This is a genomic window from Rhodococcus olei (assembly GCF_039540555.1).
Taxonomy (GTDB): Bacteria; Actinomycetota; Actinomycetes; order Mycobacteriales; family Mycobacteriaceae; genus Rhodococcus_G; species Rhodococcus_G olei.
This window is the reverse complement of sequence record NZ_BAABFB010000029.1, coordinates 289462-312855: the sequence shown is the minus strand read 5'-3', so window position 1 is coordinate 312855 and position 23394 is coordinate 289462. Positions and strand designations below refer to the sequence as shown.

The 23394-nt window shown below is 71.7% G+C and carries 24 protein-coding genes and 1 pseudogene; 6 read left to right on the top strand and 19 right to left on the bottom strand.

Features of this window, described 5'->3' with window-relative positions; translation table 11 throughout:
* Nucleotides 1-81: 81 nt before the first annotated feature.
* From ispG to ABD951_RS07950, 5 genes are read right to left on the bottom strand one after another with little or no spacing between them, the layout of a single operon-like run.
* On the bottom strand, nt 82-1236 hold the full coding sequence (gene ispG / locus ABD951_RS07970; protein ID WP_345343361.1) for a flavodoxin-dependent (E)-4-hydroxy-3-methylbut-2-enyl-diphosphate synthase: 1155 nt from the start codon (nt 1234-1236) through the stop codon (nt 82-84).
* A 43-nt stretch (nt 1237-1279) separates the two neighbouring features.
* On the bottom strand, nt 1280-2485 hold the full coding sequence (locus tag ABD951_RS07965) for a M50 family metallopeptidase (RefSeq protein WP_345343359.1): 1206 nt from the start codon (nt 2483-2485) through the stop codon (nt 1280-1282).
* A gap of 10 nt (nt 2486-2495) precedes the next feature.
* Nucleotides 2496-3647: a 1-deoxy-D-xylulose-5-phosphate reductoisomerase gene (dxr, locus tag ABD951_RS07960; protein WP_345343357.1), complete on the bottom strand. Its 1152-nt coding sequence runs from the start codon at nt 3645-3647 to the stop codon at nt 2496-2498.
* 50 nt (nt 3648-3697) lie between these two features.
* On the bottom strand, nt 3698-4504 hold the full coding sequence (locus ABD951_RS07955) for an SDR family oxidoreductase (protein WP_345343355.1): 807 nt from the start codon (nt 4502-4504) through the stop codon (nt 3698-3700).
* Complete coding sequence (locus ABD951_RS07950; protein ID WP_345343353.1) at nt 4501-5016, bottom strand: SRPBCC family protein; 516 nt, start codon at nt 5014-5016, stop codon at nt 4501-4503. Before ABD951_RS07950 ends, ABD951_RS07955 begins: the two co-directional genes overlap by 4 nt.
* A gap of 103 nt (nt 5017-5119) precedes the next feature.
* Here ABD951_RS07950 and ABD951_RS07945 point away from each other — a divergent pair, with 103 nt between their 5' ends.
* Nucleotides 5120-5368: a DUF2631 domain-containing protein gene (locus ABD951_RS07945; protein WP_425569795.1), complete on the top strand. Its 249-nt coding sequence runs from the start codon at nt 5120-5122 to the stop codon at nt 5366-5368.
* A 240-nt stretch (nt 5369-5608) separates the two neighbouring features.
* On the opposite strand, the gene rlmN is transcribed toward ABD951_RS07945, so the two are convergent.
* From rlmN to rpsB, 8 genes are all read right to left on the bottom strand, one after another.
* Nucleotides 5609-6718 (bottom strand): dual-specificity RNA methyltransferase RlmN, encoded by a 1110-nt coding sequence (rlmN, locus tag ABD951_RS07940; protein WP_345343349.1) that lies wholly within the window; start codon nt 6716-6718, stop codon nt 5609-5611.
* 121 nt (nt 6719-6839) lie between these two features.
* On the bottom strand, nt 6840-8507 hold the full coding sequence (locus ABD951_RS07935) for a hydroxysqualene dehydroxylase (RefSeq protein ID WP_345343347.1): 1668 nt from the start codon (nt 8505-8507) through the stop codon (nt 6840-6842).
* Nucleotides 8508-8769: 262 nt separating this feature from the next.
* Nucleotides 8770-9501, bottom strand: a complete 732-nt coding sequence (locus ABD951_RS07930; protein WP_345343345.1) for a class I SAM-dependent methyltransferase — start codon at nt 9499-9501, stop codon at nt 8770-8772.
* A gap of 16 nt (nt 9502-9517) precedes the next feature.
* Nucleotides 9518-10393 (bottom strand): phosphatidate cytidylyltransferase, encoded by an 876-nt coding sequence (locus ABD951_RS07925; protein WP_345343343.1) that lies wholly within the window; start codon nt 10391-10393, stop codon nt 9518-9520.
* 3 nt (nt 10394-10396) lie between these two features.
* The gene (gene frr, locus ABD951_RS07920; protein ID WP_345343341.1) at nt 10397-10954 is read right to left on the bottom strand and encodes a ribosome recycling factor; all 558 of its coding nucleotides are present in this window, start codon (nt 10952-10954) and stop codon (nt 10397-10399) included.
* A gap of 54 nt (nt 10955-11008) precedes the next feature.
* Nucleotides 11009-11752, bottom strand: a complete 744-nt coding sequence (gene pyrH / locus ABD951_RS07915) for a UMP kinase (protein WP_345343339.1) — start codon at nt 11750-11752, stop codon at nt 11009-11011.
* A gap of 259 nt (nt 11753-12011) precedes the next feature.
* Nucleotides 12012-12836 carry a translation elongation factor Ts gene (tsf, locus tag ABD951_RS07910; RefSeq protein WP_345343337.1) on the bottom strand — a complete coding sequence of 275 codons (825 nt, stop codon included), beginning with the start codon at nt 12834-12836 and terminating at the stop codon, nt 12012-12014.
* Nucleotides 12837-12928: 92 nt separating this feature from the next.
* Entirely contained in the window at nt 12929-13759 is an 831-nt protein-coding gene (rpsB, locus tag ABD951_RS07905; RefSeq protein WP_345343335.1) for a 30S ribosomal protein S2, read from the bottom strand.
* Between the two features lie 288 nt (nt 13760-14047).
* On the opposite strand from rpsB, the pseudogene ABD951_RS07900 reads away from it, so the two are divergent.
* Nucleotides 14048-14521, top strand: a pseudogene (locus ABD951_RS07900) (M23 family metallopeptidase); the annotation flags it as partial.
* A gap of 31 nt (nt 14522-14552) precedes the next feature.
* Here the strand turns inward: ABD951_RS07900 and ABD951_RS07895 are convergent.
* On the bottom strand, nt 14553-15503 hold the full coding sequence (locus tag ABD951_RS07895) for a tyrosine recombinase XerC (RefSeq protein ID WP_345343333.1): 951 nt from the start codon (nt 15501-15503) through the stop codon (nt 14553-14555).
* Between the two features lie 85 nt (nt 15504-15588).
* Here ABD951_RS07895 and ABD951_RS07890 point away from each other — a divergent pair, with 85 nt between their 5' ends.
* Complete coding sequence (locus ABD951_RS07890) at nt 15589-16782, top strand: multidrug effflux MFS transporter (protein WP_345343331.1); 1194 nt, start codon at nt 15589-15591, stop codon at nt 16780-16782.
* 12 nt (nt 16783-16794) lie between these two features.
* Here ABD951_RS07890 and ABD951_RS07885 read toward each other — a convergent pair whose 3' ends face one another.
* Nucleotides 16795-17571 carry a siderophore-interacting protein gene (locus ABD951_RS07885; protein ID WP_345343329.1) on the bottom strand — a complete coding sequence of 259 codons (777 nt, stop codon included), beginning with the start codon at nt 17569-17571 and terminating at the stop codon, nt 16795-16797.
* 134 nt (nt 17572-17705) lie between these two features.
* On the opposite strand from ABD951_RS07885, the gene ABD951_RS07880 reads away from it, so the two are divergent.
* The gene (locus ABD951_RS07880; protein WP_345343327.1) at nt 17706-18281 is read left to right on the top strand and encodes a hypothetical protein; all 576 of its coding nucleotides are present in this window, start codon (nt 17706-17708) and stop codon (nt 18279-18281) included.
* Between the two features lie 17 nt (nt 18282-18298).
* Here ABD951_RS07880 and ABD951_RS07875 read toward each other — a convergent pair whose 3' ends face one another.
* From ABD951_RS07875 to ABD951_RS07860, 4 genes are all read right to left on the bottom strand, one after another.
* Entirely contained in the window at nt 18299-18832 is a 534-nt protein-coding gene (locus tag ABD951_RS07875) for a hypothetical protein (protein WP_345343325.1), read from the bottom strand.
* A 67-nt stretch (nt 18833-18899) separates the two neighbouring features.
* Entirely contained in the window at nt 18900-20030 is a 1131-nt protein-coding gene (gene dprA / locus ABD951_RS07870) for a DNA-processing protein DprA (protein ID WP_345343323.1), read from the bottom strand.
* Nucleotides 20027-21535 (bottom strand): YifB family Mg chelatase-like AAA ATPase, encoded by a 1509-nt coding sequence (locus ABD951_RS07865; RefSeq protein ID WP_345343321.1) that lies wholly within the window; start codon nt 21533-21535, stop codon nt 20027-20029. Before ABD951_RS07865 ends, dprA begins: the two co-directional genes overlap by 4 nt.
* Nucleotides 21535-21891, bottom strand: coding sequence for a YraN family protein (locus tag ABD951_RS07860; RefSeq protein WP_345343319.1), 357 nt, complete (start codon nt 21889-21891; stop codon nt 21535-21537). Before ABD951_RS07860 ends, ABD951_RS07865 begins: the two co-directional genes overlap by 1 nt.
* Before the next feature lie 230 nt (nt 21892-22121).
* On the opposite strand from ABD951_RS07860, the gene ABD951_RS07855 reads away from it, so the two are divergent.
* Both ABD951_RS07855 and ABD951_RS07850 read left to right on the top strand, forming a co-directional pair.
* Entirely contained in the window at nt 22122-22874 is a 753-nt protein-coding gene (locus tag ABD951_RS07855) for a DUF2786 domain-containing protein (protein WP_345343317.1), read from the top strand.
* Nucleotides 22871-23383, top strand: coding sequence for a TIGR04338 family metallohydrolase (locus ABD951_RS07850; protein WP_345343315.1), 513 nt, complete (start codon nt 22871-22873; stop codon nt 23381-23383). The genes ABD951_RS07855 and ABD951_RS07850 overlap by 4 nt, the downstream gene beginning before the upstream one ends.
* Nucleotides 23384-23394: the final 11 nt, after the last annotated feature.

Genomic DNA, 23394 nt, shown 5'->3' with positions numbered 1-23394 from the left:
AGTCACCCCCGGGTCTCGCGGACGAATAGGACTGATCGTCCACCCGGCCGGGTGGACGTGCCGACAGGATACGGTGCGCGGTCAGCTCACGGTCACGACCGGCGATCCCGATTCGGAATCGTTGCCCATCTCCTCGGCGATGCGCATCGCCTCCTCGATCAACGTCTCGACGATCTGCGCCTCCGGCACGGTCTTGATGACCTGGCCCTTGACGAAGATCTGGCCCTTCCCGTTACCCGACGCGACACCGAGGTCGGCCTCGCGCGCCTCGCCGGGACCGTTGACGACGCAACCCATCACCGCGACCCGCAGCGGCACCTCCATGCCCTCGAGTCCGGCGGTCACCTCGTTCGCGAGCGTGTAGACGTCCACCTGCGCGCGACCGCACGACGGGCAGGACACGATCTCGAGCTTGCGGGGGCGCAGGTTCAGCGACTGCAGGATCTGCGTGCCGACCTTGATCTCCTCCGCCGGCGGCGCCGACAGCGACACCCGGATCGTGTCGCCGATGCCCTCGCTGAGCAGCGCACCGAACGCGACCGCCGACTTGATGGTGCCCTGGAACGCGGGACCGGCCTCGGTGACACCGAGGTGCAGCGGATAGTCGCACTGCGCGGCCAGCTGCCGGTAGGCCTCGACCATGACCACCGGGTCGTTGTGCTTGACGGAGATCTTGATGTCGCCGAAGCCGTGCTCCTCGAACAGGCCCGCCTCCCACAACGCCGACTCGACCAGCGCCTCCGGGGTGGCCTTGCCGTACTTCTGCATCAGCCGCGGATCCAGGGAGCCGGCGTTGACGCCGATCCGGATCGGGATGCCGGCGTCACCGGCCGCCTTCGCGACCTCCTTGACGCGGCCGTCGAACTCCTTGATGTTGCCGGGGTTGACGCGGACCGCGGCACAGCCGGCGTCGATCGCGGCGAAGATGTAGCGCGGCTGGAAGTGGATGTCGGCGATCACCGGGATCTGGCTCTTCTTCGCGATCGCGGCGAGCGCGTCCGCGTCCTCCTGCCGCGGGCACGCGACGCGGACGATGTCGCAGCCGGACGCGGTCAGTTCGGCGATCTGCTGCAGCGTCGCGTTCACGTCGTGCGTCTTGGTGGTGCACATCGACTGCACCGAAACCGGGTGATCACTGCCGACGCCGACGTCGCCGACCATCAACTGGCGGGTCTGGCGACGGGGAGCCAGGACGGCGGGGACGTCGGGCATGCCCAAACCGACGGGGCTGGTCACGGTTGCCTTCTTTCGTAGCTGTGCAAGGAAAAGTCTAGCCGGGTCAGAAGATCTTGATCGGGTTCACGATGTCCGCGGTGAGCGTCAGCAGCATGAACACGCCGCCGACCGCGATCACCGCGTACGTCAACGGCATCAGCCTGGTGTAGTCGACCGGCGCGCCCGCGGGCAGCCCCCGCCGTGCCCGCAGCGAGTTGCGGATCTTCTCGTAGATCGTCACCGCCATGTGCCCGCCGTCCAACGGCAGCAGCGGCAGCAGATTGAAGATGCCGAGGAAGAAATTCATGCTGATCAACAGCAGCACGAACGTCTGCCAGCTGTCGTTCTCGACGGCCTGGCCGCCGATCACCGACGCGCCGACCACGCTGACCGGGGTGTCGAGCGCGCGTTCGCCGCCGGTCACCGCGGTCCACAGGTCCGACACCTTGCTCGGGAGCTGCGCGAGCCCCTTGGCCGACTCGACCATCAGGTCGCCGGTGAAGGCCACCGAGGCCGGGACCGCCGCCGGCACGTTGTACTTGACGGGCGCGTAGTAGTCCGGGGAGACACCGATCGCGCCGACGGTCTCGGTGGTCACCGTGCCGTCGGGGTGCTTGACCATCCGCTGCACCTGGTCGGGCACCACGGTCACCGTCATCGGCCGACCGGCACGCTCGATCGTGAACGCCACCGGACCCGTCTGCTTCCGAACCTGGGTCTGGAAGTCGCTCCAGGTCTGGACCGGCACACCGCCGATCGCGGTGACCAGGTCTCCCTCCTGGAGCCCTGCGGACTGGGCGGGACCGGCACCGGAGCACTTCGCGAGTGTCTGCGCGTCGATCTGGTCCGAGGTGCAGCTCATCGCACCGAGCTGCGTCTCCGGCGGCTGGTTCAGGTTCGGCAGCCCCCACCCGACGGCGAGCACGACGACCAGCACCAGTCCCAGCAGGAAGTTCATCGCGATGCCGCCGGACATCACGACCAGACGCTTCCACGTCTTCTGCTTGTACATCGCCCGGTCGACCTCGTCCGGGGCCAGCTCGTCGTGCACGGTCATGCCGGCGATGTCGCAGAACCCGCCCGCGGGAATCGCCTTGAGCCCGTACTCGGTCTCGCCGCGGCGGAACGAGAACAATTTCGGCCCGAACCCGATGTAGTACCGGCGGACCTTCATCCCGAGTGCACGCGCGGTCCACATGTGGCCGGCCTCGTGCAGCGCGATCGAGATGGTGATGCCGAGCGCGAACAGCACCACGCCAATGATCAACATCGTCGTCGCCCTAGCCCTTCCGCTCGACGAGCTCGTGTGCCCGCGCCCGCGCCCACCCGTCCGCGGCGAGCACATCGTCCACGGTAGTCGGTGCCGCCGACCACTGGCCGCCGCCCGCGAGCACCTTCTCCACGGTGCGCACGATCGACGGGAACGACGCGACCCCGTCCAGGAAGTACTGGGCGGCGACCTCGTTGGCCGCGTTGTACACCGCGGTCATGCAGCCGCCGGCCTGCCCCGCCGCGCGGGCCAGGTCGACCGCCGGGAACACCGCGTTGTCGAGCGGCTCGAACGTCCACGTCGACGCGGCGGAGAAGTCACAGGCCGCGGCCGCACCGGGAACCCGGTCCGGCCAGCCGAGGGCGAGCGCGATCGGGAGCTTCATGTCCGGCGGACTGGCCTGCGCGAGCGTCGATCCGTCCGTGAACGTGACCATCGAGTGCACGATCGACTGCGGATGCACGGTGACGTCGATGCGGTCGTAGTCGATGCCGAACAGCAGGTGCGTCTCGATCAACTCGAGACCCTTGTTCACCAGCGTCGCCGAGTTGAGGGTGTTCATCGGGCCCATCGACCAGGTCGGGTGTGCCCCGGCCTGTTCCGGCGTCACGGCCTCGAGCGCCTCGGCGGCCCAGCCGCGGAACGGACCGCCCGACGCCGTGAGGACCAGCCGGTCGACCTCGTCGGCGCGGCCGCCGCGCAGGCACTGCGCGAGCGCCGAGTGCTCGGAGTCGACCGGCACGATCTGGCCCGGCGCCGCCGCGGCGGTGACCAGCGGTCCGCCGGCGACCAGCGACTCCTTGTTCGCCAACGCGAGTCGGGCGCCCGACTCGAGCGCCGCGAGGGTCGGCTCCAGGCCGAGCGACCCGACGAGCGCGTTGAGGACGACGTCCGCCTCGGTGGTGCGGACGAGTTCGGTGACCGCGCCGGGGCCGGACAGCACACCGGGCAGGTCCAGGCGCGCCGCGGCGGCCGGGTCGGCGACCGCGACCCGGCTCACTCCGGTCCCGCGGATCTGCTCGGCGAGCAGCTCGACGTTGCCGCCGCCGGCGGCCAGACCGACGACGGTGAACTTGTCCGGGTTCGCGGCGACGACCTCGAGGGCCTGGGTCCCGATGGAGCCGGTGCTGCCGAGCAGGAGGACGCGTGTGGGTTCTGGCACCCGTCCATTGTTCCCGATGCCACCTGAGAGGAGGCTGACAGGACCAGCGGTCACCGGAAGGCGTCTGCGTTCGCCCGTGCCCACTGCGCGAACGTGGTGCCGGGACACCCGGTGACGTCCGCGACGGTGCTCGTCGCGGCCTGCGGGGCGCCGACCAACGAGGCCACCGCGTCGTCGATGTAGAACTCGGCGCTGTCCCCCATCACGGGCCGCAGGATCTCGACGGCCTCCGCGCGGTCGACCCGGACGAACTCGACCCGCCGGCCGACGGCCGCACCGAGCTGGTGCACCCGGTCCGCCCGCGAGGCGGCGTCCGGCCCGGTCAGCTGGTAGGTCCGGCCGGCGTGGCCGTCCTCGAGCAGCACGGTGGCGGCGACCCGGGCGATGTCGTCCATCGCGACCGGCGCGCTCACCACATCCGGGAAGGGGTCACGGACCTGGCCGGTGCGCCGGACCTGGTCCGCCCACACCGCATAGTTCTCGAGGAACTCGCCCGCCCACAGGTGCGTCCACGGGACACCGGATCCCTCGACCGCGAGAGTGACCGAACCCCACCAGGATTCGGGCTCGCCGGACAGGTCGACGATGTGCTCGACACCCGCCTCGCGGGCGAGTGCCACGACCGCGGCGGCGGTGTCCGGCGTCGGCGCGAGGTACATCCTGCGGACCCCGGCGAAGGCGCGCGGCAGCGACTCGATCCGGCGCAGGTACCCCTCGACCACCTCGACGCCGTCGGGCAGCGCCGCGCGGTCGGGGTGGTTGGTCAGCGCGCGCACGTCGGTCGCGCCGAGATCGAGGAGTCGGTCGACCACCAGCCGCCCGACACCGCCGGTGGCTCCGGTCACGAGAACGGTCATCGGCCGTCCACCGCCCGCGCCACCTCGGACTCGTAGTGCCGCTTCAGCGCGAGACAGTCGTCGAAGCACGGCCGCGGCCCACCGGAGTGCGCGGCCACCAGCAGGTCGAGGTAGTACTCCCAGCCGGGTCCGGTGTCGACGGCCAGCGCGACGGACGCCTCGTCGAGATGCTGGATCAGGCTCACGCGGGTTCCGCCCGGTTCCGGGGTCAACTGCATCTCCATCAGCCACGACCCGAACGCGTCCGACGACGACACCGCGTAGCGCGTCGGCGACTCACAGGCCTCGACCGTCATGTCCATCCACGGTTCGCCCTCCTCGAAGAGCATCTGCACGTGGATGGTGTGGCCCGGCGCCCCGGTTCCGGTCCATGGACCGAACCAGGCTGCGGTACGGTCGGATTCGGTGACCGCCGCCCACATTTCCTCGACCGGTGCGGAAAACCTGCGATCGATGACGAGGTCGGCGCCGCTGTCGTGGCGAACGACACGTCCGGTCGGTGTGACTGCCATGCGAAACCCGCCTCCCACATGTCCACCCCGCTCGCTACGACGTCGGGTCGTATGCCACGATATGCGAGCAAGACGCACACCCGCACGAGCAGGAGGATCGGCCGTGGCCGCCAGCGAGCCCATCGTCACCACCAACGTCGACACCGCCGAGGTGCCCTCCGCGGAATGGGGCTGGAGCGGTGAGGCGCCGCGACTGTTCCGCTTCCTCGGCTGGTTCTTCGCCGTGGTCCTGCTCCTGTTCACGATCGGCAACCACGAGGGCAAGGTCGAGGACCTGTGGCTCGTCGGCATCTCCGCCTTCATGGTCCTGCTGCTGGTGCTGGACATCATCCGTCGCCGCAAGCCGCGGTAACCACGCACGAACACACGACGACGGCCGCGCCGCTCCCAACGGAGCCGCGCGGCCGTCGTCGTCGGCGAATGCGTTGTTGTGGCCGGCGATGTCGCCCGACCCGCCAGGTGACGGTGGCGCCGGCGCGACTCCGCGCACCGGCGACATCAAGGGGCGGCCGCCCACCCGCGCTCCCCGGCGTCCGGACACGTGCCGCGGCCGGGCCCCACCCGGTGACGGCCCCCGGGGCCGGCGGCCCGGTCAGTTCTCGGCGGCGAGCTGCCCGCAGGCGGCGGCGATCTCCTGACCGCGGGTGTCGCGGACCGTGCAGGACACACCCTGCGCGATGACGCGGCGCACGAACTCGCGCTCGACGTCCTTGGGGGCGGCGTCCCACTCGCTGCCCGGGGTCGGGTTCAGCGGGATCAGGTTCACGTGCACCAGCGAACCGAGCGCCTTGTGCAGCTTCTTGCCGAGCATGTCCGCGCGCCACGGCTGGTCGTTGACGTCCTTGATCAGCGCGTACTCGATCGACACCCGGCGTCCGGTCTTGTCGGCGTAGTAGCGGGCGGCGTCGAGGACCTCGGCCACCGGCCAGCGGTTGTTGACCGGGACCAGCGTGTCGCGCAGCTCGTCGTCGGGGGTGTGCAGGGACACCGCGAGGGTGACGGACAGGCCCTCGTCGGCGAGCTTGCGGATCGCCGGCGCCAGCCCGACCGTCGAGACCGTCACCGACCGCTGCGACAGTCCGAGGCCGTCGGGCGCGGGCGCGGTGATCCGCCGCACGGCCGCGACGACGCGCTTGTAGTTGGCCAGCGGCTCGCCCATGCCCATGAACACGACGTTGGACAGCCGGCCCTCGCCGCCGGCCACCTCGCCGTCACGCATCGCGGCGGCCGCCGACCGCACCTGGTCGACGATCTCCGCGGTCGACAGGTTCCGGTTCAGGCCGCCCTGTCCGGTCGCGCAGAACGGGCACGCCATGCCGCAGCCGGCCTGGCTGGAGATGCACAGCGTCGCCCGGTCGGGGTAGCGCATCAGCACCGACTCGAGCAGCGTCCCGTCGTTCGCCTTCCACAGCGTCTTGCGGGTGGTGCCGTCGTCGCAGGCGACGTGCTTGACCGGGGTCAGCAGCGTCGGGAAGAGCGCCTCGCCGACCTTCTCCCGCACGGCCGCGGGCAGGTCGGTCATCTTCTCGGGGTCCGCCTCGAGCCGGCCGTAGTACTGCCGGGCGAGCTGGTCGGCACGGAATCCGGGCAGCCCGAGCTCCTGGACGGCGGCCTTGCGCCCCGCGGCATCGAGGTCGGCGAGGTGCGTCGGGGGCATGCCACGACGCGGAGCGGTGAAGACGAGGGGCAGGGAAACGGCCATAGTGTTCTCCAGTGTTCCATCGACCACCCGCGACATGCGAATTTCTCCCGCCAGGTGCGCGGGCAATCACACGAGCGACACGTGACGAGCGGCCCGCCGGTGCGCCGATCCTGCCGACCGCTCAGCCCGAAGCCCGCGTGTCGGTCACGTCGAACACGTTGCGCAGGCCCGAGCGGTACCGGCCGCGGTCGATCACCCGGAACGGGTCCGCCCAGGCCGGGCGGACCGGCTCGTGGACCGCGACCGGCGACCCGGCCCCGGCGGCACCGAGCAGCGCGTTGACCGCCCGCCGGCCGGCCTCGTTGGCGCCTTCGAGGCTCGCGACGTTGACGTCGGTGCGCACCCAGTCGCCTGCCAGGAAGAGATTGCCGAAGCCGGTCGCGGACGCGGGCCGGTTGGACCACGACCCCGGGCCGGGAACGAACGTCGGCTCGTCGTGGTAGGCGCCCGAGGTGCCGGACCCGATCACCGCGGGATCGAGCCGCCACGAGTGCAGCATCTCGTCGCGCAGCACGGTGCCCTGCTCGACCAGGTGGGCCTTGACCTGGGCCCATGTCTCCGCCGCGATCTCCGCCGGGGTGCACGCCTTCGCGGGCCGCTTGTCGAACATGCCCGGCGACGACCAGTCCGACACGATCGTCGAGAGGCAGTCCTGGACGGTGCCGTCCCCGTACCGGGTCATCCCGCCCGGCCAGAACCGCGCCGGGCTGACCGAGGTGAGCGCCCACGGCGAGTCGAGGTGGTGCACGGGCCCGGTCGTCGCGGGCACCGGCTCCCGCAGGTAGAACTGCAGCGCACTGCTCCAGCGGGTCCGGAGCCGGCGGACCCCGGCCAGCCCCGAATCGGTCGAGATCATCCGGTCGGTCAGCACGTTGTTGAACTTGTCCACCGGAATCGCGCTGACGTACCAGTCCGATTCGACGGTGCGGCGCCCACCGGCACGGTCGGTGACGGTCGCGGCGACGACGTCGCGCCCCTCCGTGTCGAACGCGCTGAGCTCCCACCCGACCTCGAACCGCACCCCCAGCCGGCGCAGGTGCCGCGCCCACGGTTCGAGCCACCGTTCGCTCGCCGGCCCGTTGAGCACGCGGTCGTCGTGGCGGCCGGTCGTCATGCCCGACCACACGGACGACTCGGCGACCACGCCGACCGAATGCGCGCTCACCTCTCCCGAGCGCAGCGGCGTGAGGTGCCGGATCAGCCCGTCGGCGACCACGCGCCGGTACGCGGGCGAGCTGCCCTCGATCCGGACGTAGTCGCCCCAGGACGCGTACTCCCACTGCCCCAGGCGCCGCTCCTCGCAGCTGGTCGCGTAGACGCCGAGCTTGCGGGCGGCGAACGACGCCTCCCCGGGGGACAACCCGGATTCGCCGAGCACCCCGGCGACCGCGCCGATGAACTCCGTCGGCGTGATCGGCAGCCGGTCCCGGCACCCGGAGATGACTGCCGTGTGCCGGTGCGACGACGCGGAGGTCAGGTTGTCGTCGCAGCCGTTCGGGTTTCCCGGAAACGGGATGCGACGCATCGTTTCGGTCAGATTCCGGTCCAGTCCGGGGCGGATCCGCAGGCCGCGCTCCGCCGGCAGCGCCACGTCGAGTCCCGGCGGCGGCGTCGACCGGGCCCGGCCACCGATCGCCTTCCGCTCGTACACGGTCACCGCGAAACCTCGCTCGGCCAGTTCGTGCGCGGCGGTCAGGCCGGCCACACCGGCTCCGAACACGGCGACCGTGCGCCGGGACACCGGGCGTGTGGCCCTCGCCCACCGCAGCAGCGAACGGGTCGAACGCACGGACCGGTACCGCGACATGGACAACTCCGTTTCGGCATGCGTCCGCGAACGCTGACGAGCAACTGACGAGATGCGTGGCGCACCGGGTGTCGCATCGGTCCGGGCCGGCGAGCAACCCCGGTTGTGCGCAAAATCGCGGCCGAGTATGGCACGACCGATCGCTCCGGACCAGGGCGCGGTGCACGTCACCGCCAATCGTGTCCCGGTTGAAACATTGTGCGCGCCAGGACCTTCTACTTCGCCTCACGAAGCGAACGCCGGGTCAGGCCAGTACCAGCCCGCTCGCCGCGCGCCGGGTGTGGATGCGGTAGCCGACGCTCAGCGACAGTCCGGCAACCTGCGTGAACGCCCGTTCCGCGGTTCGCTCGGTGAACTCGATCCCGAGCACCGTCCGCAACGCACGGCGGTCCTGGAACTCCCACCGGGTCAGCACCCGGGTCAGATCGAATCCCTGCGCGTCGAAGAACGCCTCCACCGTCGCGGGGTCGTAGTGCGGCAGGTCGGCGCGCATCCAGTCGCCGTACGGCGACGCGGTCGCATCGAGGTCGACGACGGCGAGCAGGCCTCCGGGACGCAGCACTCGCATCGCCTCGGTGATCCCGGGTCCGCACCCGGGACCGAAGAAGTACGCGGTCCGGGCGTGCACGACGTCGACGCTGCGGTCGGGTACCGGCAACTTCTCCGCACTGCCGGCGAGCACCCGCACCCCGCCGAGCCCGGCGACCCGCTCCCGGGCGGCCGCCACCAGCGGTGGGTGCGGCTCGACCCCGGTCACGGTGCGGGCGTCGCGCGCGAACTCCGGCAGATGAAATCCCGTCCCGCACCCGACGTCGAGCACGTCGCGGCCGGTCCAGTCCGCGAGCCGCCGCAGTGCCGCGAACACCACGCCGTCGACGTCCTGGGCCCGGTTCTCGACCTCGTAGATCTCCGGCCAGTGCCAGATGTTCGGGCTCGGGATCGGCTGTCCCGGCGGCGGCCGGCGGCGGTGGCGCATCGTTCGACGGGTGCGTTCAGAGCAGCGCGGTGAGCACCAGCCACGTCACGAACGCCGACGGGAGCAGCGAATCGAGCCGGTCCATGATGCCGCCGTGCCCGGGCAGCAGCGTGCCCATGTCCTTGATGCCGAGGTCGCGCTTGACCTGCGACTCGATCAGGTCGCCGAGCGTGCCGGTGACGACCAGCACCACGCCCAGCAGGACGCCGATCGCCGGGTTGGCGTCGAGAATCAACGTCACCGTCGCGACGGATCCGATGATCGCGAACACCAGCGACCCGCCGAGACCCTCCCACGACTTCTTCGGGCTGATCGCCGGGACCATCGGGTGCCGGCCGAACAGCACGCCGGCGGTGTAGCCGCCGACATCCGAGCAGACGACCCCGATCATGAGCACGAACACCCAGTCGGAACCGCCCTCCCGCGTCACCATCAGGGTTCCGAACGACGCGAGCAGCGGCAGCCACGCCGCGACGAACACGGTGATCGCCGCGTCCCGCAGGTAGTTTCGCGGCGCCGCCCCGAGCCCCTGGTCCAGGAGCCGCCACACGAAACACGCGATCACGGTGCCGGTGAACCCCGCGAGCACACCGGTGGTGCCGAACGGCCAGCCCAGCCAGATGGTCGCCTGACCGCCCAGCAGCAGCGGGATGCGAGGAACGAGGATGTCGCCTTCCCGCAGTCGCGACGCCACCTCCCAGGTGGCGATCGCGATCGCGGCGGCCACGATGCCGAACCAGACCTTCGGAACGAAGATCAGCGACGCGACGACCAGAGCGCCGAGCCCCACGCCCACCGCGATCGCGGCGGGCAGGTTGCGACCCGCCTTCGAGGGGACGGCGGTGCTTGCCCCGCTCGGATGGGCACCATCCGCGGGACTTTCGGTGGACACCGCCTAGACCTCCATCAATTCGGCTTCCTTGTGCTTGACCAGCTCGTCGATGTGCGCCACGTACTTCGCGGTGGTCTTGTCGAGTTCCTTCTCGGCACGCACGACCTCGTCCTCGCCGGCCTCGCCGTCCTTCTGGATGCGGTTCAGCTCGTCCATCGTCTTGCGGCGCACGTTGCGGATCGCGACCTTCGCGTCCTCGCCCTTGGCCTTCGACTGCTTGACCAGCTCGCGGCGACGTTCCTCGGTCAGCTGCGGAACCGAGATCCGGATGATGCTGCCGTCGTTCGTCGGGTTCACCCCGAGGTCGGAGTTGCGGATCGCGGTCTCGATCGGCCCGAGCTGCGCCGCCTCGTACGGCTTGATCACCACGAGGCGGGCCTCGGGAACGTTGATCGAGGCCAGCTGGGTGATGGGCGTCATCGCCCCGTAGTACTCGACGGCGATCCGGTTGAACATGCCGGGGTTCGCGCGCCCGGTGCGGATTCCCCCGAGGTCGTCCCTCGCCGATGCGACGGACTTCTCCATCTTCTCCTCGGCGTCGAAGAGCGCTTCATCGATCACGGTGTTCCTCCAGGCTCGCGGGGATGTCTGCAGTGCTGCGTGTTGTCGTGGTGATCACGATTTCACCAGTGTTCCGATCTTCTCACCGGACACCGCGCGGGCGATGTTGCCCTCGGTGAGCAGGTTGAACACCATGATCGGCATCCGGTTGTCCATGCAGAGGCTGAACGCGGTCGCGTCGGCGACCTTCAGGCCCTGCTCGATCACCTCGCGGTGGCTGATCTCGGTGTACATCGTGGCCGTCGGGTCGATGCGCGGGTCGGCCGTGTAGACACCGTCGACGGCCTTGGCCATCAGGACCACCTCGGCGCCGATCTCCAACGCCCGCTGCGCGGCGGTCGTGTCGGTGGAGAAGTACGGCATGCCCATGCCGGCGCCGAAGATGACGACGCGCCCCTTCTCCAGGTGGCGACGCGCCCGCAGCGGCAGGTACGGCTCGGCGACCTGGCCCATCGTGATCGCGGTCTGCACCCGGGTGTCGATGCCTTCCTTCTCCAGGAAGTCCTGCAGCGCAAGGCAGTTCATCACGGTGCCGAGCATGCCCATGTAGTCCGAGCGGGCCCGGTCCATGCCGCGCTGCTGCAGTTCTGCGCCGCGGAAGAAGTTGCCGCCGCCGATGACGACCGCGACCTGGACACCCGACTCGACGACGGCCCGGATCTGGCGCGCGACGGTCTGCACGACGTCCGGGTCGAGTCCGACCTCGCCGCCACCGAACATCTCGCCCCCGAGCTTGAGCAGGACACGCTTGAAACCCTGCCGCACTGGCGCGGAATCGGTCGGGGCGGATTCGGTCATGGCTCTCCTTCGTCGTCGGGCCGCAGGGGTGATGCGACCAGCATGAATCGGCCACCGACGGCGGTACAGCCACAGATGACCTCTTCATCCTGCCTCATCCGCGCTCACGCACCACGTTCGGGTCCGTCGCACGGTGGATCCGCGGCGCCCGTGAGAGTCCCTCCCCCGCTTCGGGCGCCGTCGTCGGTGGGGCCCGAAACCGGGAACGGCCCCGTCACCACGAAGGTGACGGGGCCGTTCCCGGTGCGACTGGCAGCGACTAGCTGGCGCCGACCTCGAACCGCGCGAAGCGGACCAGGGTCACGCCGGCCTCGTCGAGCAGGGCCTTGACCGTCTTCTTGGAGTCGGTGACCGAGGACTGCTCGGTGAGGACGACGTCCTTGAAGTAGCCGTTGACACGGCCTTCGACGATCTTCGGGAGAGCGGCCTCGGGCTTGCCCTCCTCCTTCGCGGTCTGCTCGGCGATGCGACGCTCGTTCTCGACGATGTCCGCGGGGACCTCGTCGCGGGTCAGGTACTTGGCCTTGAGCGCGGCGACCTGCATGGCGGCACCGCGGGCGGCCTCGGCCGCCGCGTCGCCCTCACCGGTGTACTCGACCAGGACGCCGACGGCCGGCGGCAGGTCGGAGGCACGCTTGTGCAGGTAGGTCGCGACGGCACCGTCGAAGGAGACGACGCGGCGCAGCTCGAGCTTCTCGCCGATCTTCGCGGACAGCTCCTGGACCAGGGTGTCGACGGTCTTGCCGTCGACCTCGAGGGCCTTGAGGGCCTCCAGGTCGGCCGGCTTGGCGGCGGCGGCCGCGGTGACGATCGCGTCGGCCAGGCCCTGGAACTCGGCGTTCTTGGCGACGAAGTCGGTCTCGGCGTTGAGCTCGATCATGACGCCGTCCTTGGCGACGACCAGGCCCTCGGCGGTGGACCGCTCGGCGCGCTTGCCGACGTCCTTGGCGCCCTTGATCCGGAGCAGCTCGACGGCCTTGTCGAAGTCACCGTCGGTCTCGGCGAGCGCGTTCTTGCAGTCCATCATTCCGGAGCCGGTGAGCTCGCGGAGCCGCTTCACGTCAGCGGCGGTGTAGTTCGCCATCGGGGGCGAGCCTCCTCGAATGAGTGTCTGTGGGGGGTGAGTGAAACGGCCCCGACCCGGTGGCTCGTGCTGGCGGGTCGGGGCCGGATCGGCTAGGCCTGCGGGGCCTCGGCGTCGGTCGCCGGAGCGGCCTCGGCGTCGGCGGCGGGTGCGGCCTGCGAGAGCAGCTCCTGCTCCCACTCGGCGAGCGGCTCGGCGCCGGCCTCGGGCTTGCTGTCGTCGGCGGCGCTGCGGCCGGCGCGGGCCTGCAGACCCTCGGCGACGGCGGAGGCGACGACCTTGGTCAGCAGCGCGGCGGAGCGGATCGCGTCGTCGTTGCCCGGGATCGGGTAGTCGACCAGGTCGGGATCGCAGTTGGTGTCGAGGATCGCGATGACCGGGATGTTCAGCTTGCGGGCCTCGGAGACCGCCAGGTGCTCCTTGTTGGTGTCGACGACCCAGATGGCCGACGGAACCTTGGCCATGTCCCGGATACCACCGAGGGTGCGGTCCAGCTTGGTCATCTCACGCGTGAGCATGAGGATTTCCTTCTTGGTGCGACCCTCGAAGCCACCGGTCTGCTCCATCGACTCGAGGTCCTTCAGGCGCAGCAGGCGCTTGTGCACGGTCGTGAAGTTGGTGAGCATGCCGCCCAGCCAGCGCTGGTTGACGTAGGGCATGCCGACGCGGGTGGCCTCTTCGGCGATGGACTCCTGCGCCTGCTTCTTGGTGCCGACGAACAGGATGGTGCCGCCGTGGGCGACGGTCTCCTTGACGAACTCGTACGCCTTGTCGATGTACGTGAGGGTCTGCTGCAGGTCGATGATGTAGATGCCGTTGCGGTCCGTGAGGATGAACCGCTTCATCTTCGGATTCCAGCGACGGGTCTGGTGCCCGAAGTGGGTACCACTGTCGAGCATCTGCTTCATGGTCACGACAGCCATGGCTGTTGTACCTCTTTCATTGCCGGTTGACGCAGGTGGTCGGGTGACCCCTGCCCTGGCGCCCGCCAGCCCCCGGACCTGCACGAATGCAGGACCAGCCGAGGGCTGTCCTTCTTTGCGCGGGCGCGCGAAGTCGGTCGGTGCAAACACAGACCGCGTGTCGAGTGTACGGGGTCGGCCCCGACGCTCCTAACCGGCGCCCGGCGACCTGTGGACGGGCCCCGGCGGCCGTCCACAGATCGGTGCGCCGGGTTACCTCCCGGGGGCGGCTCGGCGAGCGTGGTGGGCATGCGTCTGTGTGCGGTGCTCGCGTTGTGCGTCCTGGTCGGCCTCGGCGCCGCTCCCCCGGCCCCGGCCGCGGGTTTCGGCTGGCCGCTGCGCCCACGACCGTCGATCGTCGCGGGGTTCGACCCTCCGGAGCACGACTGGCTACCGGGGCATCGCGGGGTCGACCTCGCGGGCACGGACGGTCAGCCGGTGCTCTCCGCCGGGGCCGGCGTGGTGGTCTTCGCCGGCGAGGTGGCCGGCAAGCCGGTGGTGTCGGTCGACCACGCGAACGGGCTGCGCACCACGTACGAGCCGGTCCGGGCGGGGGTGCGCGTCGGGCAGCGGGTGACGCGCGGCGCCGAGCTCGGCGTGCTGCTCGGTGGCCACGCCGGTTGTCCCGCCACCTGCCTGCACTGGGGCGTGCGCCGCGGCCGGGACCACTACGTCGACCCGCTGGCCCTGGTCCGATCGGCCCCGGTCCGCCTCAAGCCCCTGCGCCCGCGCCGCCGCGCCCACGGGCGGGGTGTCAGGCCCTCGGGTGCGCCTGGTCGTGCACCGCGCGCAACCGGGCGACGGACACGTGCGTGTACAGCTGGGTGGTCGCCAGGCTGTTGTGCCCGAGCAGCTCCTGCACGACCCTCAGGTCCGCACCGCCCTCGAGCAGGTGCGTGGCGGCGGAGTGCCGCAAACCGTGCGGGCCGAGGCTCGGTGCGCCGGGGACGGCCTCGAGCACCTCGTGCACCACGGTTCGGGCCTGCCGCTGGTCGAGCCGGCGCCCCCGCTGGCCGAGCAGCAGCGCATCGCCGGACTGCGCGTTCGCCAACGCGGGACGGCCGACCCGCAGCCACAGCTCGATCGCCTCGGCGGCGGGACCGCCGAACGGCACCGACCGCTGCTTGTCCCCCTTGCCGAGCACCCGCACGACGCGCCGCTCGTTGTCGATGTCGGCGAGGTCGAGTCCGCAGAGTTCGCCGACGCGAATCCCGCTGGCGTACAGCAACTCCACGATCAGGCGGTCGCGCAGCGCGACGGGGTCGAGCTGCGCGGCACCGGACTCGGCGGCCTTCATCGCCTCGTCGGCCTGGTTCTGCCGCAGCACCGCGGGCAACGTCCGGTGGGTCTTCGGGGCCGCCAGCCGGACGCCGGGATCGCGCGGGATGCGGCGGGTGCGGGTCAGCCACGCGGTGAAGGTCCGGGCCGCGGCGGTCCGCCTGGCCAGGGTCGTGCGCGCGACGCCCGCCGCGGCCTGTGCGGACAACCACCCGCGCAGCATGCTCAGGTCCAGGTCCTCGAGCCGGCCGTCGGGATCGGTGGCGACGAGGTGGCTCAGCAGCGACCGCACGTCGCCGAGATAGGCGCGGACGGTGTGCTCGGACCGTCCCCGCTCGAGCAGCAGGTGATCGGCGTAGAGGTCGAGGAGTTCGGCCAGACGCGCGGGCAGTTCCTCGGGGGCGTGCCCCTGCGCCTCGGTCGTCATGAACGACAGGGTCGCGGTGCCCCGGGAATAATGCAAGGCCACGCGCCGCTGGGTCTCTCATGTGAGCCGAGCGATATCGATACCGATGCTGTTGACCCTCGCGCTGCTGTCCGCGATCGCACCGCTGGCGACGGACATGTACCTGCCGGGCCTCCCCCGACTCGGCGAGGATCTCGGCACGTCGACGTCGACCGTGCAGCTGACGCTGACGACGTTCATGGCGGGCCTGGGCATCGGGCAGCTGATCGTGGGCCCGCTCTCCGACGGCTGGGGTCGGCGCCGACTGCTGCTCGGCGGCACCGTCGCGTTCGCGGTCAGCGGCGTGCTGTGCGCCGTGGCGCCGTCGGCGGGCGTGCTGATCGCGGCCCGGCTGCTGCAGGGCCTGAGCGGCGGCGCCGCGATCGTGTTGGCGCGTGCGGTGATCGCCGACCGCGCCCGCGGGGACGCGGCCGCGAAGCTCTTCTCGATCATGATGATCATCGGTGGTGTCGCACCGGTGGTCGCTCCGATCGCCGGTGGCGCCCTGCTCGGGCCGATCGGGTGGCGCGGCATCTTCTGGGTCCTCGCCGCCGCCGGGGTCGTGATGGTGGTCGGCGTTCTCACACTGGTCCCGGAGACCCTCGCCCCGGAGCGTCGGCACGGCGGCGGGCTGTCGGCGCTGGCCCGCAACACGCGCTACGCGCTGGGCAACCGCCGGTTCGTCGGCTACGCGGCGACGTTCGTGTTCGGCTTCGGCGCGCTGTTCTCCTACATCTCGGCGTCACCGTTCGTGCTGCAGGACGTGCTCGGGCTCACCTACGGCCAGTTCTCGATCGCGTTCGGCGTCAACTCGATCGGCATCGTGCTCGGCAGCATCGTCAACACCCGCCTGATCGGGCGGTTCCACGCCCGGCAGATGCTGACCTTCGGTGTGCTGCTCCTCACCGCCGCGGGCCTGGCTCTGGTCCTCGAGGTGACGGTCGGCGGCACCGACCGGGTCGTGGTGCTGCCCCTGCTGTTCGTGATGACGTCCGCGATCGGGTTCGTGATGGGCAATGCGACCGCGCTCGGTCAGTCGCAGGTGCCCGACGCGGCGGGTACCGGGTCCGCGGTGATGGGTGCCGGACAGTTCGGGCTGGCCGCACTGGTGTCGCCGCTGGTCGGCGGGTCGGCGGCCGGCATGGCGACCAGCATCCTGGTCTGCGCGGTGATCGCGCTGCTCTCGCTGCTCACCCTGACCCGCCCGCCCGCGCAGGGCGTCGACGCTCCGGCCGAGCCCGCGCAGGTCGCCGCCGGGTAGTGCCCGGACCGGTCAGCGCCCGCGTTCGGCGTCCGCGAGCGCGGACTTCCACACCCGGAAACCCTCCTCGGTGCGGCCGCGACGCCAGTAGCCGGAGATCGACGCCCACTCGGCAGGCACCCCCCGTTCCTTGCGGAGGTAGGGACGCAGCCCGTGCATGACGGTGTGCGCCTCGCCGTGCACGAACACGTGCGGCTGCCCCGGCCACCAGTCGGCGGCACGGACCGCGGCGATCAGCGGGGCGTTGTCTCCGGCGCGGTCGTCGCCGACCTCGTTCGCGCCGCCGCCGCGGTGAATCCAGGTGACCGCCGCGTCGGCGGTTGTGCGCAGCTCGACCTCGTCGTCCGGGCCGGCGACCTCGACGAACACCTGCGCCCGCGCACCGGCGGGCAGGGCCTCGAGCGCGGTCGCGATCGCCGGGACCGCGGACTCGTCCCCCGCGAGCAGGTGCCAGTCCGCCTCGGTGCGCGGAGCGTAGGCACCGCCGGGGCCACGGAGCCGCAGCTCGTCCCCGGCGCTCGCGGCGGCCGCCCATCGCCCCGCGATCCCCTCGTCGCCGTGGACGACGAAATCGATTGCAATCTCCCGGTTCCCGTCGTCGATGCGGCGGACCGTGTAGGTCCGCAGCACCGGTTCGGCGTCGCTGCCGAACACCAGCTTCACGTAGGCGTCGGTGTGACCGTTGGGCACGAACTCGTCGAACCCGGGGCCGCCGAGGTGCACGCGCACCAGGTGTGGGGTGACGTACTCGGTGCGGAGCACCGTGAGGGTGACGGTCGGTCGTGTCATCCAGAACCTCCACTTATTAGGATTACCTAACTATAGCCGTTCGGCGGAGCCGAGTCCGGTGGCCACGATTCGGTTCACCCGCATCGAGGCGGCTGCCATACTCCTTCGGTCGCAGCCCGTTCCATCGGAGGATCATGAATCTCGCTCGCCGCATCGCGCCCGCCGTCCTGCTCGTCGCCGCCGCCGTACTGACCGGCTGCTCGTCCACGTCCGAGGCCGGCGCGGCCGCGGACACCGGGTGTGTGGACGCCACCCTCCCGAACGCGACCGCGGAGGAGATCGTGGACGCGGCCCGCCCGCAGCCCGCGGGCGATCCCGACGACGTGTACCGCCGGCTCGCCGCCCAGTTCGAGGAGTCCCGTGCCGCGCAGGTCCAGCACGTCGCGGCGAGCAGCGTGTTCACCGCGGTCCCCGAGGGCGGCGACGCCGAGTTCGCGAAAGCCGTGTGCGGACAGTCCCGTTGGGCCGACCGCACCGCGGCGGACGGTGCCACCGTGCCCGGCCTGCGCGCCCAGCGTGCCGCGATCGTGTCCACCGGTCACACCTTCTGCGACACCTACGAGCAGCTGAAGCCGTCCGCGGTGGCCACCGGCGCGTGGTCGGACTGGAACGGTTACGTGGAGATGATGGCCCGCGGGGACGACAGCGACGGCACCCGGCAGATCGCCGACGCCGCCCTCGCCCACGTCTGCCCGCAGTTCCGGAGCTGACCCGTTCGGCCGGCCGGTCACCCGGGGTTCCACCCGACCCGGGACATCAGACCGGCCGGCACCCGGTCCGCGAGCAGGCCGGTCAACACGGCGGTCTCGTCGGGAGTCAGGAAGCTCGGGTTCGACATCCGCGGCGCGCGAAACTGCTCGCACCGCTGCAACACCGGCGTCGCCCCCATCACCGCGCGAGGCAGCTGCGATCCACGATCGAGCCGGACCGCGTCGAACTCGACGCCACTGCAGGGCGACGCCGCCTTCTCCCGGTCGACCGCGTGTTCGGCGTCGAATCCCTCGGGCCAGTCGAGTGCCCCGTCGCTCGTGACCCTCCCGAATTCGTAGATGCCGGGGTCGTGCGGTCCGGTGATCCACAACGCGACCAGGTCGCCACTCTCGATCAGTGCGGTGCGAGCCGACCGGGCGCTCAGACTCCACCGGCCCGAAACCATCCGCGCCGGCGCACCGGCACCGTCGCCGAGGCTGCCGAAGCAATCCCGGACGCCGGGGTTGCATTTGACGATCCAACACCCCACGTCACGTCGCGACTTCGTCACGGTCTCCCCCTTCTTCCGACGTCGACAATTCGGGACATCGACACACCGGGACCCCGAGCCCCACTTCTCAAGTCCGCCGGAACCAGCCGGTGTCGTCCTGCCCGACCAGTCCCTCCAGCTCCAACGCGGGCAGCGCGCCCCGCACCGCCGCCAGCGGCAGCCCCGACGACTCCGAGAGCGCGCGCACCGCGACCGGTCCGGCCGTGGGCAACGCCTCGTACACCCGGGCCTCGGTCGCCGAGAGCACGTCGAGCCGGCGCACCGGCCCGGATTCGTCGTCACCCACCGCGACCGGGCCCGCCGACTCGATCACGTCGGCCGCGCGGGCCACCAGCTGCGCGGTTCCCTCGCGGATCATCCGGTGACAGCCCACCGACGCGGCGGAGGTGACCGGGCCCGGCACCGCGAGCACCGGGCGCCCCAACCGGGCCGCCCAGGCCGCGGTGTTGCGGGCGCCGCTGCGGGCGCCGGCCTCGACGACGAGAACGGCGTCGGACAGCCCGGCGACCAGGCGGTTGCGGGCCAGGAACCGGTGTCGGGCGGGAGTCGTGCCGAGCGGATACTCACTGAGCACCAGGCCGGTGTCGGCGACGTCCCGCAGCAGCCGCGCGTGCCCGGCCGGGTACGCCCGGTCGAGCCCACAGGCGAGGACCGCGACGGTCGGGGCGCCGGCGGCGAGCGCGGCCCGGTGCGCGACCCCGTCGATCCCGTAGGCCGCGCCGGACACGACGGTCCAGCCGGCGCCCGCGAGATCGTCGACGAACTGGGTGGTGACGTGTTCGCCGTAGCCGGTGGCGGCGCGGGTACCGACGACACCGATCGCGCGGTCGGTCAGCTCCGCCACCGAGGCGGCCCCGAGGGTCCACAGCGCCAACGGGACGGCGGCCTCGCGATCGCGGCGCGACTCGATGCCGTCGAACGCCAGCAACTTCCACGCCGGCCAGTCCTCGTCGTCCGGGGTCAGCAACCGTCCACCGAGCCGCAGCAGCCGGTCGAGGTCGCGTTCGGCGGTGTCCAGGTGCCGCCGGGCCTCGGTACGGGTGCGCAGCACCTCGGGCAGGTCGGCGGTCCGGACGGCGTCGGCGGCCGCCTCGGGGCCGACCGCGGCCGCGAGCTCGACGAGCGGCGCGCACGGTCCGAGTGCCACCTGCGAGAGGTACGCCCACGCCAGCGTCCTGGCGTCGGTCGGGGGGCTCATGCGCCCCACCGGTCGCGGAATCCGAGCGCGAGCCCGACCTCGTCCCCGCCCGGCACCGTCAGACCCGCCAGGTCGGCCAGGGTCCAGGCGACACGCAGTGCCCGGTCGGCGCCGCGCGCGGTGATCTCGCCCGCCCGCAGCGACCGCTCCATCGCGGCCAGCGCGTCCCGCCCGAGCCGGAACCGTTGTCGCAGTGCGGGACCGGGCACCTCGGCGTTGGTGCGCCACCCGAACTCGCTCCACCGGTCGACCGCCGCGGCCCGGGCCTGCTCGACACGCGCCCGGACCGCCGCGGTGCTCTCCCCGGCCTCGCCGTTGAGGTCACCGACCGACACCGCGAACATCTGCACGCGCAGGTCCACCCGGTCCATCAGCGGACCCGACAGCTTGCCCAGGTAGCGCCGCCGCGCGGTCGGCGCGCAGATGCAGTCCTCGGTTCGTGGCGGCGCGCACGGGCACGGATTCGCGGCCAGGATCAGCTGAAATCGGGCGGGGTAGCGGGCGACGCCGTCGCGGCGCGCGATCCGCACCTCCCCGTCCTCGAGCGGGGTGCGCAACGCCTCGAGGGTCTTGACGCCGAGTTCGGCGCACTCGTCGAGGAACAGCACCCCGCGATGCGCCCGGCTGACCGCGCCGGGCCGGGCCATCCCCGATCCGCCACCGACGAGCGAGCTGATCGAACAGGTGTGGTGCGGCGCGACGAACGGCGGGTCGGTGATCAGCGGGCGGTCCGCGGTGAGCAGGCCGGCGACCGAGTGGATCGCGGTGACCTCGAGGGACTCCTCCTCGCTCAGCGGCGGGAGGATCCCGGGAAGTCGTTGCGCGAGCATCGTCTTGCCGATGCCGGGCGGCCCGGTGAGCAGCAGGTGGTGGGCGCCGGCGGCCGCGACCTCGAGCGCGATTCGGGCCTCCTCCTGACCGGCGACCTCGCTGAGGTCCGGCACCTCCCGCTCCGGGTCCCGGTCCACCGCACCGGGTTTGGCGAGCACCAACTCGCCGCGCAGCCACTCCACGACCTCCCGCAGGTCGCGCGCCCCGAGCACCTCGATCCCGTCGACCAGGCCGGCCTCGGCGAGCGCGACGTGCGGCACCACGACCGTGGTCCACCCCGCATGCTTCGCGGCGAGCACCGCGGGCAGGATCCCCCGCACGGTCCGCAGCCGCCCGTCGAGGGCGAGCTCGCCGAGCAGCACGGACTTGTCGAGGTCTCCGACCGGGACGACGCCGGCCGCCGCGAGGACCGCACACGCGAGTGCCACGTCGAAGGCGCTGCCGCCCTTCGGCAGCGTCGCCGGCGACAGGGCCAGGGTGACCCGCGAATCCGGCCACTTCTCGCCGGTGTTCGTCACCGCGGCCCGTACCCGGTCCCGCGACTCCTGCAGCGCGGTGTCGGGCAGCCCGACCAGGTGCACACCCGGCAACCCGCGCCCGAGGTCGGCCTCGATCTCGACGAGCTCGCCCTCGACGCCGCGCACGGCGACCGAGTGGGCGCGTCCGAGCGCCATCAGAACACCGCCTCGAGATGCGTCACGTCGGGCCGGCATCCCGGCGCCAGCACAACCGCGACGACGTCGAACCGCACCCGCACCCAGCCCCGCTCCTGCTCCCGCAGCCACAACCCGGCCAGTCTCCTGATCCGCGCCTGCTTGGCGAACGTGACCGCCTCCGCCGGAGTCCCGAACGCGCGCCCGGTGCGGGTCTTGACCTCGACGAACACGACCGTCCCGGCGCGCTCGGCGATCACGTCCAGCTCGCCGTACCGGCACCGCCAGTTGCGCGCGAGGACAACCATTCCCCGTTCCACCAGGTGCCCGACGGCCAACTCCTCGCCGAGCGCCCCCACCTCCACGTTTCGTGCCATGGCACGACCCTGCACCCCGCCGCCGTCCGTCCCCGCCGGCCGACCTGGGCTTTCGCCGCGCCTGTGGATGGAAATCGAGGCTGTGGACAGCCGTCGCAAGCGGAAGGTCACAGCGCGCTCACCGAGTGCGCACGATGGGAATTCGGTCCACCCGGGGACGGGTCGCCGGTGCCCTGCTCGACCGGCGACGTGAACACTCGCTGTCGGACCGGCCAGCTAACCTCGTGCGGGTGAGCTCGGAGAAGATGCTGGTCCGGATCGGCGGGCTGCTGCGGCAGGCGGAGTCCACCGACAACCCGCACGAGGCGGAGGCGTTCATGGAGGCCGCGCAGCGGCTCGCGACCGCCACCGCGATCGACCTCGCGGTCGCCCGCGCGCACACCGCGGCCCGGGAGCGCCGGGCGACACCGGTCCAGCGCGCGATCCGCATCGGCGAGCCCGGCCGCCGGGGCCTGCGCACGTACGTGCAGCTGTTCGTCGCGATCGCGGCGGCCAACGACGTGCAGTGCGACGTCGCGCACAACTCGACGCAGGTGTTCGCGTACGGCTTCGACTCCGACATCGACGCCTGCCAGGCGCTGTACTCGAGCCTGCTGATGCAGATGGTGCGCGCCTCCGACGGCTACATCCGGTCGGGCGCGCACCGCCCGGTCGCCGGGGTCACCGCGCGCCTCAACTTCCAGCTGGCGTTCGCGGCCCGGATCGGCGACCGGCTGGCCACCGTGCGACGCGACGCCGAGGCCGACGCCGTTGGCGCCGGCACCGAAGACGAACCGACCGGCACCGCACTCGTGTTGCGGGACAAGCAGATCGAGCTGCGGGACTTCTATTCGCGGACCTCGCAGGCCCGCGGCACGTGGCGTGGAGCGAAGGCGACGACGGCCCGGTCGGACAAGGCGCGCCGTGCCGGCGACCGCGCCGGCCGCGACGCCCGCCTCGGCCCCTCGACGGAACTGCCCGGCGCCCGGAAGCGGCTCGCGTGAGGCTCCGCGACGACCAACGCTCGCTGGTGTACGACGCGGAATCGGTCGTGCGCGGGATCTTCGACCGCGCCGACCGGGGCACGGGGCGGCAGCTCGAACTGTTCGGCTCGCACCTGACACTGCCGGTCGAGCGCCGCTTCGCGTCGGTGGAGTCGGTGCAGGACTACGCGGACCGGGTGCTGGCCTTGAACTGGGTCCGTGCCCGCTGGCCGCGGTCCGCGGTACCGGTGACGGTGCGGGCTCGTGCCGGCGCGAAGGCGGCGCACTACGAACCCGCCACCGCCACCCTCGCCGTGCCCGTCGTGTGCGGCCAATCCCGCTGGGCACTGCGGGAACTGGTCGTGCTGCACGAGCTTGCGCACCACCTCGAACCGGACGGCGCCGGTCTGGCGCCGCACGGCCCGGAGTTCGTCGACCGCTACCTGGTGCTCGTCGAGGAGATCCTCGGCGGCGAGGCGGCCTTCGTGCTGCGCACCGTCTTCGTCGAGAACGGAGTCCGGCCGGGCTGACCCGGCGGCGT

Bases quoted from the DNA above. Each gene is read 5' to 3' on its own strand.
- ABD951_RS07965 (WP_345343359.1), bottom strand. From the start codon at position 2,485: ATGTTGATCATTGGCGTGGTGCTGTTCGCGCTCGGCATCACCATCTCG.
- ABD951_RS07895 (WP_345343333.1), bottom strand. From the start codon at position 15,503: ATGACGACCGAGGCGCAGGGGCACGCCCCCGAGGAACTGCCCGCGCGT.
- ABD951_RS07890 (WP_345343331.1), top strand. From the start codon at position 15,589: ATGCTGTTGACCCTCGCGCTGCTGTCCGCGATCGCACCGCTGGCGACG.
- dprA (WP_345343323.1), bottom strand. From the start codon at position 20,030: ATGAGCCCCCCGACCGACGCCAGGACGCTGGCGTGGGCGTACCTCTCG.
- ABD951_RS07930 (WP_345343345.1), bottom strand. From the start codon at position 9,501: ATGCGCCACCGCCGCCGGCCGCCGCCGGGACAGCCGATCCCGAGCCCG.
- rlmN (WP_345343349.1), bottom strand. From the start codon at position 6,718: ATGGCCGTTTCCCTGCCCCTCGTCTTCACCGCTCCGCGTCGTGGCATG.
- ABD951_RS07860 (WP_345343319.1), bottom strand. From the start codon at position 21,891: ATGGCACGAAACGTGGAGGTGGGGGCGCTCGGCGAGGAGTTGGCCGTC.
- ABD951_RS07865 (WP_345343321.1), bottom strand. From the start codon at position 21,535: ATGGCGCTCGGACGCGCCCACTCGGTCGCCGTGCGCGGCGTCGAGGGC.
- ABD951_RS07880 (WP_345343327.1), top strand. From the start codon at position 17,706: ATGAATCTCGCTCGCCGCATCGCGCCCGCCGTCCTGCTCGTCGCCGCC.
- rpsB (WP_345343335.1), bottom strand. From the start codon at position 13,759: ATGGCTGTCGTGACCATGAAGCAGATGCTCGACAGTGGTACCCACTTC.
- ABD951_RS07955 (WP_345343355.1), bottom strand. From the start codon at position 4,504: ATGACCGTTCTCGTGACCGGAGCCACCGGCGGTGTCGGGCGGCTGGTG.
- ABD951_RS07950 (WP_345343353.1), bottom strand. From the start codon at position 5,016: ATGGCAGTCACACCGACCGGACGTGTCGTTCGCCACGACAGCGGCGCC.
- pyrH (WP_345343339.1), bottom strand. From the start codon at position 11,752: ATGACCGAATCCGCCCCGACCGATTCCGCGCCAGTGCGGCAGGGTTTC.
- ABD951_RS07885 (WP_345343329.1), bottom strand. From the start codon at position 17,571: ATGACACGACCGACCGTCACCCTCACGGTGCTCCGCACCGAGTACGTC.
- tsf (WP_345343337.1), bottom strand. From the start codon at position 12,836: ATGGCGAACTACACCGCCGCTGACGTGAAGCGGCTCCGCGAGCTCACC.